18 protein-coding genes are annotated in these 12,018 nt (G+C 44.1%); 6 read left to right on the forward strand and 12 right to left on the reverse strand.

What is annotated here, in order from left to right:
* Positions 1 to 5: 5 nt before the first annotated feature.
* The 11 genes from ANME2D_RS01715 to ANME2D_RS01765 are packed head-to-tail and all read right to left on the reverse strand — an operon-like array spanning position 6 to position 5,772.
* Entirely contained in the window at positions 6 to 404 is a 399-nt protein-coding gene (locus tag ANME2D_RS01715) for a 50S ribosomal protein L14 (protein WP_048088617.1), read from the reverse strand.
* A 34-nt stretch (positions 405 to 438) separates the two neighbouring features.
* Positions 439 to 762 (reverse strand): 30S ribosomal protein S17, encoded by a 324-nt coding sequence (locus tag ANME2D_RS01720; RefSeq protein ID WP_048088618.1) that lies wholly within the window; start codon positions 760 to 762, stop codon positions 439 to 441.
* Positions 763 to 776: 14 nt separating this feature from the next.
* Positions 777 to 1,088: a ribonuclease P protein component 1 gene (gene rnp1 / locus ANME2D_RS01725; RefSeq protein WP_048088624.1), complete on the reverse strand. Its 312-nt coding sequence runs from the start codon at positions 1,086 to 1,088 to the stop codon at positions 777 to 779.
* A gap of 2 nt (positions 1,089 to 1,090) precedes the next feature.
* A complete protein-coding gene (gene rpmC / locus ANME2D_RS01730; protein ID WP_048088626.1) occupies positions 1,091 to 1,288 on the reverse strand; it encodes a 50S ribosomal protein L29 in 198 nt (65 codons plus the stop codon).
* Complete coding sequence (locus ANME2D_RS01735; RefSeq protein ID WP_048088629.1) at positions 1,288 to 2,172, reverse strand: 30S ribosomal protein S3; 885 nt, start codon at positions 2,170 to 2,172, stop codon at positions 1,288 to 1,290. Before ANME2D_RS01735 ends, rpmC begins: the two co-directional genes overlap by 1 nt.
* Positions 2,172 to 2,618 (reverse strand): 50S ribosomal protein L22, encoded by a 447-nt coding sequence (locus tag ANME2D_RS01740; protein ID WP_048088633.1) that lies wholly within the window; start codon positions 2,616 to 2,618, stop codon positions 2,172 to 2,174. Before ANME2D_RS01740 ends, ANME2D_RS01735 begins: the two co-directional genes overlap by 1 nt.
* A 5-nt stretch (positions 2,619 to 2,623) precedes the next feature.
* Positions 2,624 to 3,037 (reverse strand): 30S ribosomal protein S19, encoded by a 414-nt coding sequence (locus ANME2D_RS01745; RefSeq protein WP_048088634.1) that lies wholly within the window; start codon positions 3,035 to 3,037, stop codon positions 2,624 to 2,626.
* Between the two features lie 7 nt (positions 3,038 to 3,044).
* Positions 3,045 to 3,755 carry a 50S ribosomal protein L2 gene (locus tag ANME2D_RS01750; protein ID WP_048088636.1) on the reverse strand — a complete coding sequence of 237 codons (711 nt, stop codon included), beginning with the start codon at positions 3,753 to 3,755 and terminating at the stop codon, positions 3,045 to 3,047.
* 9 nt (positions 3,756 to 3,764) lie between these two features.
* On the reverse strand, positions 3,765 to 4,010 hold the full coding sequence (locus tag ANME2D_RS01755) for a 50S ribosomal protein L23 (RefSeq protein WP_048088638.1): 246 nt from the start codon (positions 4,008 to 4,010) through the stop codon (positions 3,765 to 3,767).
* On the reverse strand, positions 4,007 to 4,759 hold the full coding sequence (gene rpl4p / locus ANME2D_RS01760; protein ID WP_048088640.1) for a 50S ribosomal protein L4: 753 nt from the start codon (positions 4,757 to 4,759) through the stop codon (positions 4,007 to 4,009). The genes ANME2D_RS01755 and rpl4p overlap by 4 nt, the downstream gene beginning before the upstream one ends.
* Positions 4,760 to 4,764: 5 nt before the next feature.
* Positions 4,765 to 5,772, reverse strand: coding sequence for a 50S ribosomal protein L3 (locus tag ANME2D_RS01765; protein WP_048088642.1), 1,008 nt, complete (start codon positions 5,770 to 5,772; stop codon positions 4,765 to 4,767).
* A gap of 356 nt (positions 5,773 to 6,128) precedes the next feature.
* Between ANME2D_RS01765 and ANME2D_RS01770 the strand changes: the two genes are divergently transcribed.
* From ANME2D_RS01770 to ANME2D_RS01780, 3 genes are all read left to right on the forward strand, one after another.
* On the forward strand, positions 6,129 to 7,004 hold the full coding sequence (locus ANME2D_RS01770; RefSeq protein WP_081810081.1) for a PHP-associated domain-containing protein: 876 nt from the start codon (positions 6,129 to 6,131) through the stop codon (positions 7,002 to 7,004).
* A 66-nt stretch (positions 7,005 to 7,070) separates the two neighbouring features.
* Positions 7,071 to 7,880 (forward strand): tRNA pseudouridine(38-40) synthase TruA, encoded by an 810-nt coding sequence (truA, locus tag ANME2D_RS01775; RefSeq protein ID WP_048088644.1) that lies wholly within the window; start codon positions 7,071 to 7,073, stop codon positions 7,878 to 7,880.
* 9 nt (positions 7,881 to 7,889) lie between these two features.
* Entirely contained in the window at positions 7,890 to 8,918 is a 1,029-nt protein-coding gene (locus ANME2D_RS01780; protein ID WP_048088646.1) for a TRM11 family SAM-dependent methyltransferase, read from the forward strand.
* Here ANME2D_RS01780 and ANME2D_RS01785 read toward each other — a convergent pair.
* Positions 8,899 to 9,648, reverse strand: a complete 750-nt coding sequence (locus ANME2D_RS01785) for a helix-turn-helix transcriptional regulator (protein ID WP_048088648.1) — start codon at positions 9,646 to 9,648, stop codon at positions 8,899 to 8,901. The two genes, ANME2D_RS01780 and ANME2D_RS01785, sit on opposite strands and share 20 nt — an antisense overlap.
* A gap of 200 nt (positions 9,649 to 9,848) precedes the next feature.
* Between ANME2D_RS01785 and ANME2D_RS01790 the strand changes: the two genes are divergently transcribed.
* The 3 genes from ANME2D_RS01790 to ANME2D_RS01800 all read left to right on the forward strand — a co-directional run bounded on the left by ANME2D_RS01790 (position 9,849) and on the right by ANME2D_RS01800 (position 11,754).
* Positions 9,849 to 11,201, forward strand: coding sequence for an outer membrane protein assembly factor BamD (locus tag ANME2D_RS01790; RefSeq protein WP_048088650.1), 1,353 nt, complete (start codon positions 9,849 to 9,851; stop codon positions 11,199 to 11,201).
* Positions 11,202 to 11,209: 8 nt separating this feature from the next.
* Positions 11,210 to 11,461, forward strand: a complete 252-nt coding sequence (locus ANME2D_RS01795; protein WP_198527329.1) for a hypothetical protein — start codon at positions 11,210 to 11,212, stop codon at positions 11,459 to 11,461.
* An 89-nt stretch (positions 11,462 to 11,550) separates the two neighbouring features.
* The gene (locus ANME2D_RS01800) at positions 11,551 to 11,754 is read left to right on the forward strand and encodes a hypothetical protein (protein WP_048088654.1); all 204 of its coding nucleotides are present in this window, start codon (positions 11,551 to 11,553) and stop codon (positions 11,752 to 11,754) included.
* Positions 11,755 to 12,018 lie beyond the last annotated feature (264 nt).

The raw sequence follows: 12,018 nt of genomic DNA on the forward strand, positions 1-12,018 counted from the left end.
CTCACCTACACTATAATTGAGGCTGCAGATGCTATTTTTGTATACCGCTCAGCAGCTTCCCTGGCAACCGGTCCTTTTATCTCCGTACCTTTCGGTACACCTTCGTCATCAACGATCACGCAGGCATTATCCTCAAATGAGACCCGCAATCCATCAGGCCGCCTGAATTCCTTCTTCTGGCGTACTATAACAGCTTTGAACATCTGTTTTCTCATTTCAGGCGTTCCTTTCTTAACGCTTACGATAAGGGTATCTCCAACACCGGCTCTGGGCTGTCTGTTCTTGACACCGCGATATTTTAATACTGAGATCACCTCGACCACACGCGCACCCGTATTATCTGCGCATTCCATTCGAGCCGCTGCATTTATCGAGCGCGGGATCTTAGCTTTCATTCCCCTCATAAAGCGACACCTCGCTTTATGTTCATAAAGTTTTTCATAAAGCCACCTCTACTACAACATACGATTTTGTCTTGCTGAGCGGCCTGCATTCGGCTACGGTCACAGTATCGCCCTCTCCAGCATTTATGCACGGCGGATTATGGGCATGTACCTTGGTCTTTCTCTTCTCATATCGCTCATATTTTGCGATCTTTTTCTCAAATGATCTCTGCACTACCACTGTTTTATCCATTTTGTCGCTGACAACGACTCCGCTGATAACCTGTCCTCTTACAGGTAGCACTCCATGGAATGGACAGTTTGGATCCGTACATTCTTTTTTTGGTGGCTGAACATCCAGCCCAATATCACGTGCCATTATGAATACCTCTTTTATCTCCTGAATTTCTTCTTGAATTTTGTCTGAATTCTGTTTTCGGGCTGCGAGAGCAATAATCTTCCATCAACCTTAATTTTTAACGGCAAGTAACGTTTACCGTTAGAGGATGGAATCGTAAATATGAAAGATGAGGAGGATTTTGGAATCTCCTTCTCCTCTGCATCAGTTTCTATGACCAGTATATTTTTAGTTTCATCTATTATTCGTCCCCCTAATCCGATGAGGGATCTATTTGTGCTGTCCACTACCTTGGTATCAAGACCTATGAGTTCATGGTGTATGATATTCTGTGGTGTCAGCTTCATTATTATTTTAACTCCTCTTGGATTGTTTTTATCCTGGCGATTGTTCTTCTGATCTCTCTGATTCTGCCCGGATTCTCAGGGGCACCGCCTGCTGATGCAACCGCACGCTCGCGGATTAGCTCCAGTTTGAGTTTATCCAGCTCCTCCTGCCGTTCGGTAGAGTTCATATTCCTGATCTCATCGTTACGCAGTATAGCCATCAGCTCTCCTCCTTCTTATGTATGCGTGATGCAGGATGCCAGTAGTTATATTCCGGGTGTTTATGTTCCAAGATATTGTCATGCATCCTCTCTTCAACATCAGTATTCTGGACCTGAGGTTCCTGCACCTCTGAGGATTCAGGCGTTGCCTGTTCTGATGCTATTGCTTCGGGTTTCGCTTCCGCTGGTGCCACTGGAGCTTCAGGCTTTGTTTGCACAGTAGCTTCAGCTTTAACAAGTTCCTCAATACCTGCCTGTTTTACCTCTTTTGCCTCTTTTATGCCCTCAGGGACCTTTTCAGTCTTAAACCTGCCTGGAAGTTTAATAGTGGGCGGTACTATTCGCACACGGCATCCGATTACACCTAATTTTTTAATTGCAACAGCAAACCCTTTATCTACCAGTTCCATTGCCGGGTTACCTGCATGGAGTATATTCCCTGCAACGAATTTTTCAGTCCTTTTCCTTGGACCTGTTAGTTTGCCAGAGATATCTATCTCACATCCGAGCGCACCAGCCTCCATTATTCTGCGGAGCATGTTGTGGCCTGCTTTCCTGAAGTAAAGCCCGCGTTCTATTGCCGCAGCAAGCCGTGAGGCCATCATCTGTGCATTCAGTTCAGGAACTTTTACCTCCTGAACATCGATCTGAGGATTATCAATACGGAAAATTGATTCAAGGTCGTGGGTAAGTCTGTGTATCGTCTTACCACCTTTTCCGATAATCATACCCGGTTTTTCGGCAAATATTGTAATCTGAGTACCCATCGGTGTCCGGTTAATGCTCATGCCGCCGTAGCCTGCTCTCTCTAACTGCTTGGAGAAGTATTCTGCAATCTGTGCTCTGTCAAGCCCGCTCTTGACGAATTTTTTCTCAACTCCCATTACTGTCCCTCCAGTATCATCTCAATACTAACCGTTTCATGATTCTTTGGTGTTGCTCTGCCCTGTGCTCTTGGGAATGCTCCCCTGAAGGTATGGCCTTTATTTGTAGTAATATGCGAGATTCTCATGTTCTCAGAATCAAGGCCTTTATATCTGGCATTATTCTCAGCATTCTGTAATACCCTGAGAAATTCTCTTGCTGCCTTCTGCGGGTATCTTCCAGCACACATACCTCTTTTATGTGGAACGTTTCTTCTGTATCTTTTATAAGGTACAGCCTGTTTCAGCACAGCCACACCCCCAAGAAATCCTCTTGCAGTATCTACTGTCATACCTCTTATTGCTGATGATATCTCATGCGCATGTTTTCTTGATATATGAAGCTCTTTACCGATCGCCTTTGAGGTTTTCTCAGGATCTGGTTTAATCGAGTAGTTTAATTTCATGTGTATCACTTCAGTGGAATGAATTTGCTTGATCTTGTGGCTCCTACACCTGCCGCGCCATGGGAAACTCTCTTACGTGTCATGACGAACTCTCCGAAATAATGACCTAACATCTCAGGTATCATCTCTATCGGGGTAAACTCCTTACCACTATGGATAGCGATCTTCATACCCAGCATCTCAGGCAGGACTATCATATCCCGCAGATGTGTCCTGATATTCGGATCGCTGGATCTAACTTTATGTAATAATTTTTTATGTTGTTCAGAGAACCCCCGCTGTATAGTACGGCGCTGCCTTGCAGGTACAAGCAGTGCAAACTCCTCAAGACTTAACCTTTTGAGCTCCTCTAACGACTTCCCATGATATGTGAATTCGCCCTTTCTTTTGGGTAATTTTGATAATGTTTTCTTTGCCATATACTGCTCACTTCCTTCCTGTCCTTCTTGAAGCTATTGAACCGACTTTCCGGCCTGGTGGTGTACCTCGTGACACGGTCTTGGGCCTGCCTGGATGCTGCTGTCCGCCACCTCCAAAGGGATGGTCAACAACATTCATAGCCACACCCCTGGATCTGGGCCATTTTGTTGCTCTCACTCTCATCCTGTGGAATTTTTTACCAGCTTTAATAAAAGGCTTCTCTGTACGTCCGCCTCCTGCGACTACACCGATAGTAGCTCTGCATCTGGGATTGAGCCATTTCATCTCTCCGCTTGGAAGCTGGACCACGGTCTTACTCACGTCGTGCGCTATAAGGATCCCGTACATTCCCGATGCCCTCGCAAATTTCCCGCCATCGCCGGGCTGAGATTCTATATTGCATATAGGTACACCTTCCGGTATCTCTGCCAGGGTCAGTATATTGCCTGGCTCTACAGGAGCAGAGACACCACATTGTATGATCTGATCGACTTCCACGCCTTCAGGTACAAGCACAAGCCTCTCCTCTTCATTACTGAACGACACACGGGCAATAGGAGCAGATCGTGCAGTATCATGGATGATCTCAAGTATTTTTCCTGTGATAAGTCCTTCCTGTACCTTTGGATGCTCAAGGTTTGCTTTAAATTTATGAGAAGGCGCCTTGTATGTCGGAGAACCTTTTCCCCTGCTTTGAGCAATAATTCTATGTCCCATTTTCTCACCTCAAAATATTCCTAGCCTTGAGGCCAATTCTGTCGCTGTATTTGATTCTTTGAATACTACCATGGCTTTTTTCTTTCCTTTGGATGTCAGCATTGTATTAACATACAACACCTTCACATTATAGAGTGCCTCAATCTCTTTTTTCACTGTATCTTTAGTATCATTAATACCGACTATGAACTGGAGAACATTATTTTTCTCAGCCTGTAGTGTTGCTTTTTCTGTAACATATGGATGTAATATCATTGTATCGCCTCCTCGAGTTTTGCAATAGCTGATTCTGTATAAATGGTCAGGCGTCCAGTATATGTCCCGGGTGCCAGTAATTCGGCATTAAGCTGATCAGAGGTTACGATATCCACTCCTGCAAGATTACGTGCCGCCTTGGCTATTCCCTTATCCTCCGAAGTAACAATTAGAATACTCTTAGCACGCTTATATTTTCTACCGCGACGCTTGCCTTTTCCTGCCCTTATTGTCTTATCTTTCGCCCGGAGGATATCATCCCATACCAGGACTGCTTCCATGAATGATTTAACATCCTTTGTCTTTGTAATGGCTGCAAGATCATCAACTGCAACTAATGGTAATTGGGCCTGGAACCTGTGCCCTCTCTCTTTTACAAGCTGCTCATTACCAGTCGCAGCTATTGCAGATCTGATGGCTTTTTTGCGCTCTCTATCATTTATCTTCTCTGTCCTGTCGGTCTCAGGTTTAGGAGGATGTGCCTGTCTTCCTTTGACTGCCTGGGGAATTCTGGCTGCGCGTCTGCTGTTCCTAAGTCTGGCAACCCTTGATACGCCGCGTCCGGGTCCCCAGCCTTCGGCTGAGGTCCTCATGCCTGCGTATGTATGAGGGCCGTATGGCTGCTGGCGGTTTGCCTGGGCTGCAAGTACGGCTTTCTTGATAAGATCAGGACGTAGGGGCTCATCAAAGAGCCTTGATGCGATCTTTTTTGTAGTGTTTCCAGATAAATCGATTATGTTTACTTCCATTAGAATCACCCTTGTTTTGATTCTGTACTTAAATACGTTATCTCCGGAGCAGGTAGCTGTCTCTTTGATCTGATAGCAGGTCGTATGCGCACCAGTCTTTTAACAGGGCCGGGTACACTTCCCTTGATAACCACATAATCATTTCTTACGATACCGTAATTTAAAAATCCGCCCTCTGGCGTCACAGTTTTACCATCCTTGCCGATTTGCATTATCCTTTTATTGAATTCCGTTCTCTGATGGTATCCTGTCTGTCCGAGCTGCGGGACTCTCCAGCTTACATGAGATGGATGCCACGGCCCCAGTGTTCCGATCTGTCGTACACTGCCTGCCCTTGAGTGTTTGGATTTCTGTAACTGTATGCCCCAGCGCTTTACCGGTCCCTGGGTCCCTTTACCTGTTGTTATAGCAAGAACATCTATCGTATCCCCGTTGTTGAATACATCGCTTATATTGATGGTCTTACCAAGAAGCGTCTTGGCATACTCAAAGCGCGCCTTTAAATCAGTGCCGCCGATGTTATTCTCCATAATCTCAGGTTTTTTCTTGGGAATGCCTGTCACTTTATCTGGCAATGTATACATTATAATCCTCAAATCCTTCGCAACTCCGTCATTGATAAGCTGATCAATCCTGGCTAATGCGGCAGAAAGGTCATTTTTCTTTGGAACCGTTATTGTGCGGTTGAGTTCTTTATCAAGTTCGGTTGTCCATGCTTCAGCGATTGTATGAGCGCCATAAGCAGTACTGTCATAAATCCGTATACCTGCAGCCCTCATTGGAGGAGCCTCCAGAATGGTCACTGGTATTGAAACTTCCATCCCTGCCGTTAAGCTGTTAGGGACATCATCTATCATAATGATGTGTGTCATACCTGCTTTATAACCAGCAAATCCTAATAGCTTCGGCTCTTTCTTCATAGGCCATGCTCTTACACGCGGGATTTCACTTCTTGCTCTTACACGCGGGCTGTATGCTATAGACCCGCGCCTTGGTCTGTGAGGATGTGACATTTTCTTTCTCCTTGATCAATAATGAATACTAATACGAGAGGTTTTTTATACAAGTTGCAAACCCCAATGAACCCAATACTATATCTAAGATGAGTTCACCAAACCAGCAGGTTTGCAGATATGTCTTCGCAAATAGATTTTGACTTACATGCTCTTGTGGGCATACGATAACCGCATTGGCCCGGCAGTTCATCAAATCCGACTGTGATCGACTTCAACTTGCGTTATATTAACGCTTCGTACTTTACTTCATAAGTGATGTAGATGTATATAAATGCTTTGGGCATATCAAAGGAAACCTAGATAAGTGAACAGGAAGATTGTTACTATAGGGAAAAGTAAAAGATGGGGGAAAAGTGAAAGAGCTTGGAATCGCTGATATCCACACACATACTATGTATTCAGGTTTCTCTAAATATTCGTATGTATCATTACCAGATTGTGTTACCAGTCCTGAGAAATCAGTCAGGGTCGCTGAAAAGCTGGGACTTGATATTCTCTGTATAACAGATCATAACACAATTGAAGGTGCAATTAAGGCCAAGAAATACAATAATCAGCTCGTGGTAATCGGGGAGGAGATTCTATCAAAGGAAGGTGAAATAATAGGTTTGTTCCTTCAAGAACCTGTGAAGCCGGATATGAGCGCAGAGGAGACCATTGAGCATATACACGAGCAAGATGGGATAGCCATCGCACCGCATCCATTCAGTGTATCATGTCCATGCGTAGATCAAAGAATACACACGTTAAGTTTTGATGGAATAGAGGTATTCAATGCACTGCACAGGGATGGATATTCAAATGCCATGGCGCTTGAAAATTGTAATGGATATGCGAAACTGGGTGGAAGCGATGCACATTCAAGTTTCATGATCGGGAACGGCTATTCTTTATTCAGTGGTTCCTCTCAGGAGGATCTGCGAACTGCCATAAAGAACAGACGAACATACTATGGTGGAAGATTAACAACTCTTAAGGACCTGATTAATTACAGTATCCGTGTGGCGTTTGAATCCTCAAAGATTATCCTGCATTTTAATAATACAGAATGCCAGATATCTACCAGGGTATCCAGGATAAGCAATTCGTACAAAATGCTGTACCTGCTGGGTTCTATTGTATATGCATTCTCACCGCTGCCACTGGCCTGCGCCCTTATCGGGGACAGGATTATAAAAAATAGGGGACGCAGAATGTGGAGAAACAGGAAGTCGCAACTTCGTTTTTAAAAAAAAGTAGGAATTATTGGATGGTCTCGACTCAAATTTTATATATGCGCCTATCAATTTAAACTCATGCGGATTGCTCTAAGAGTTGCATACATAGGCACTGATTATCACGGCTTCCAGATACAGCCTGATGTTGAAACTATAGAGGGTGAGCTCTTCAGGGCACTTGTCGAATTAAACATTATCACTAATCCGCATGATGCGAACTACGCAGCCGCAGGTCGAACTGATAGAGGCGTTCATGCGCTCGGTCAGGTGATAGCGTTTGATACTGAAAATCCCGAAATTACAAGACCCGGGGCTATTAATAGCAGGCTACCACGATCAATATGGACATGGGCCAGGGCACATGTACCTTCTGATTTTGACCCGCGCCGCGATGCCCTGATGCGGGAGTACAGGTATATTATGTATGGAGAATATGACATATCATCGCTTATGAGTGCCTCAAAGCTATTAGAAGGAATACATGACTTCTCTAATTTTACCACGCCGGATAAGGAACGAACCAGTATATGCAGGATAGAGAAAATAGAGATTAAAATGGAAAGGGAATTCATTATTATGGATATCAGGGCAAACTATTTTCTCTGGCATATGGTACGGAAGATCGCAACTGCGATGAGAATGGTGGGCTGCGGGGAGCGGGACTTATCATGGCTTGAGCGGATGCTTAATCCAGCACAGTTTAGCGAGGGTCTCAGGCCGTCTGCGGCCTACGGGCTCATCCTGAAGAACGTGGAATACAGGGGTATAACCTGGGATGAGGATGCATATGCAAAGAGGACAATAAAAGGATATCTTGATGAGCAATTTCTATGGCATGGTGTTATGGCAAAAATGATCATGGAATTAAAAGGGAGAATGGCAGTATAAGTACAGGTTATGCTACTGGCATTTGAACTTTCAGGCGAGCACGACACTATCCCTGCAGCCGAGGCTCTGGCGTGTCTTGAGTCAATAAATGCGGATTTTAAGGTTTACCTCAGGCTGGATGGATGTCTGGTAGTGGATTTAAAGAATGATATCAAGCGTATCGCCCAGGTTCTATCAAAAAGACTTTCGATGACCCGTAATATCATCGTGGTTCTAGGAATCGGCGGAGCAGGTGAAGAGGATATACTGGATACTGTGAGTAAAGCCGACATAGAGCCTGAGGGAACGTACAGTATCAGGGTCAGGCGCATAAAGGAATATTCTCATGTAAACACGGAACTGATGGAGCGGCGCATAGGTGAGATCTTCTATAGAAGAGGGGCACATGCCGATTTGAGGAATCCTCAGATACAGCTAAGAGTCCTGCTAACCGAGGATAAGAGCATTTTTGGGTATATTGCAGGCTCGGTTGATCGGGGAGCGTTTGAGGCCAGAAAACCCCATTACAGGCCATTTTTTTATCCCGGCGTCCTGATGCCCAGGCTGGCACGCGCGCTTGTGAATATATCAAAACCGGAGGAGTACATGCTTGACCCGTTCTGCGGGACAGGCGGGATTCTCATAGAGGCCGGGTTGATTGGCATAAAGGTCATAGGCGGGGATATACAGCGAAAGCTGCTGCTCGGGGCTAAAATGAATCTTGATTTCTATAAAATCAACTACTCCCTTATGTACCAGGATGCATGCCGCATGTCGCTGTGCGATGAGAGTGTAGATGCCGTTGTCACAGATCCGCCCTATGGCAGATCGGCTGCAATCATAGCTGAATCCCTGGAGCACCTGCTCACCTGTTCCCTGAAAGAGATCCACCGTGTTCTAAAAAATGGAAAACGCGCTGTCTTTGTTTCAGAGCGCAAGATTGAGGATCTCGCACATGAAGCGGGTTTTAAAGTAGTCGAGATCCATATACAGAGAGTACATAAGAGCCTCACCAGGCGAGTTTATATCCTTGAAAAAGTTACTTTTGATTTTGAGTGATTATTATGTTAGAGCGCCCTTTTTTTATTTTTTTTATTAGACCCCTCTCTTCCAGGTCATCTAACATCAGACTGACCTTTGCCTCAGAGTATGCCATCTTTTTCCTCAATTCTTTTTGAGTCGTTCTTCCGCCCATTCCCAGTATTATATCGTACAGGCCATGAAGGTCTTCAGGAAGCTCTTTAATTCTGGTTACATCTTCAGGCGGCTGCATCATGGGTACCACTGGTTCATCTGCAGCAGGTTTAGATATGGTTTTTTTCTTTTTAACCCGGTAAAGAACAACCAGTGCACAGAGAAGTAAAATCACAAGGACAGGTATTACATAATTATCTGGATCATCCTCGCTTTTTATATCTATATCACCGATCAGGTTTATGTCTCCAAGGTATTCGTATTCCGTGTCAGTGGGCGGAAAAAGCAGGAGGTCATGAATGAAAACACCCTCCCTGTCTATCTGGATCTCCTCTTCGGTTGTATATTCAAGGATATTATTCCGGTAGTATTTAGCCTTGATTAAATAGCTCCCGGTTGAAAGATTGAATGAGTACGTCCCTGTAGTCGCTACCATATACTGCGCTGGCGTGGAGTTCACCTCGATTATTGCATTCTTAAGAGGTTTCTCAAAATCCGCCCATTCGTAAATAGTGCCGTGTAAAGTTGCCGCCTGTGCTCCAGCAGTAAGGCTGGCTATTAGAATTATTATTAGTCCCTCTATTACCCTGACCATATACTCTATTAATCTTAAAAAACTGTATATATAGTTTGTTATAAAGTTAAAAAGGCATTAATAAAGGTTTGTGAAGGATTATCAAGTTTAAAAAACCTTTATTTTTCAGCCACATAAAAGTATATTTATCTATTCAGTGGTTTTAGTATCGGGCAAGCAATCGCACGATACATTAAGCGATTGATACAGGAGGAACTAAAATGAAAAACAGACATCGGCTCAATATACTGACATCGCTAATTGCTGTGTTGTTTATACTGAGCCTGTTCTCAGGGATCGCAAGTGCGAGTAACCCTAAGGAACAGTACGAAAAGGCGCAGAGACAATATCAGATAAACAAGGAGAAATACGACAGCGCAAAAGAAAAATTCAATAAAGCAGAAGAAAGATACAATGCAGCAAGACTTAAATTCAAATCTGCAAAAAATGATAAATCAAGGGCTGAACTGAAGGAAAGAACCAAAGAATATCTTGAAAGAGCAATAGACCAGATGGTCGCTCATCTTGAAGCCCTAAAATCCAGAATAGAAGATCCGGAGTATACAGGAGCCATACCCTTCAATGCTTCTGAGAATATAGATGCCCGCATAATGCAGCTTGAGAATATAAGAACAGATATACAGCAGGCAAATACGAGGCAGGAGATCGAAGAGCCTATACGCGAACTAAGAGACATATGGACCAGGATAAGACTTGAGACCCGCTACTACCTTGGAATACTGGCAAATCACAGAGTCAGCGTATTCCTTGAAAATGCAGATAATGTCTCAGTGAGAGTTAACGAAACAATCCAGCAACTGAAAGACCAGGGCGAAGATACTACTAAACTTGAGAGAGATGCATCAAGATTCGATAATCAGGTGGATGAAGCAAAAGAAAGCTATCAGAAAGTCCTGGATTTATATGCAATCCACAGAGGATTTGATTCAAGCGGAATAGTAACATCCAATCAGGAGGCTCAGGCCTTTGTCCGTGAATCTGACTCTCTGCAGAAGAATACCCTCAAGGAACTGAAGGATGCCAGCAAGCAGTTGCGCGGTCTTTTCGAAGATACTAAAAAATTAGAAGGAAAAGACAAAAAAACCATAGTTAATGGAACACTTGAAGTAAGCGGCAACGGCAGGGCAGTACTCGAAGGAGATCTTAATGTGACACTATCCGCAATCAACGGTACCCTGATAGTATCGGGTAATGCAAATGTTACGACCGATGGAGTAGGAACGAGAGAGGTTCTTGGAAACGGAGATGTCAAATACCAGGGATTCGGACAGGCAACAATTGAAGGCGATAATATCAACATAAAGATATCAGGCAATGGCATCAATCTGACAGCCACAGGTACGGGCTTTGCGATTTTTAACGGTAATGGAACCTATCGCACTACAGATAAGTCCAACAATACAAATGAGTCCGACAGTACAGATGAGTCCAGCAATACAGATGAATCCGACAATACAGATGAGTCCGACAGTACAGATGAGTCCGACAGTACAGATGAGTCCGACAATACAGATGAGTCCGACAGTACAGATGATCCCAGCACGAGCGGTTAATGATAAGAATGAACACGAGAAATATCTATATACTGATGCTGCTTCTACTTGCTGCATCAATTTTAGGCTGTGTCGGTAAAGGGCCTGAAGAGATGGCTGAACCCTCTACAGTGATTACCAAAGAGGCACCTGTTCCTCCAAGCAGTATTACTGAGGGTGATGAAGCCTGGATCGAAAGTGACCTTGCTCAGGTTGATTCAATGTTCAATGAATTGAACACGGATATTTCCCTGGAGATAGATACATCCGCGTTCACCTGATTTTTTTAATTTTTAATTTTATATCAGGAATGCTGCTATTTAACATGTCGCGAGGGAGGCAGTAATGGATCTGGAAAGGAGAGGATAAAATGAGTGATCAACATTTCATTTCAAATACTGAATTAATACAGCTTAGCGTGGAGAGGAAGATTGACAATGTCTTTGCCACAGCCAGTATCGAATACAGGCATCGACACTACCAGATTAAGGCGCTGGTATCGGATGGTGTGTGGGTAGTGCCAATTGCCTGTGGCTCGACCGGTGAAGCGGTGCAAATTGTTGGAGGTGATTAATATTGATCCTATTGATATGGTGTGGAGACCATCCGCCAATTCAGATGATATAAAATATAGACTCATATTTCATCGTGGAGGGCACAAAGAACGCAAAGCTTAGACCCGTATGTGGTTCAGTTAATATAAACACCGAACTGGTACGAACTCGATACGAACTCGGGCTGATGAGTTCGTTTAAGTTCGTTTTGAGTTCGTTGTTAATCGTCTTTTTCATTGTTATCTATGAACCCACAGTTAATGTATGTTGAATTAGCGGATGGG

Origin of the sequence: Candidatus Methanoperedens nitratireducens, assembly GCF_000685155.1 — an archaeon.
In the GTDB taxonomy this organism is placed as follows: Archaea; Halobacteriota; Methanosarcinia; order Methanosarcinales; family Methanoperedenaceae; genus Methanoperedens; species Methanoperedens nitratireducens.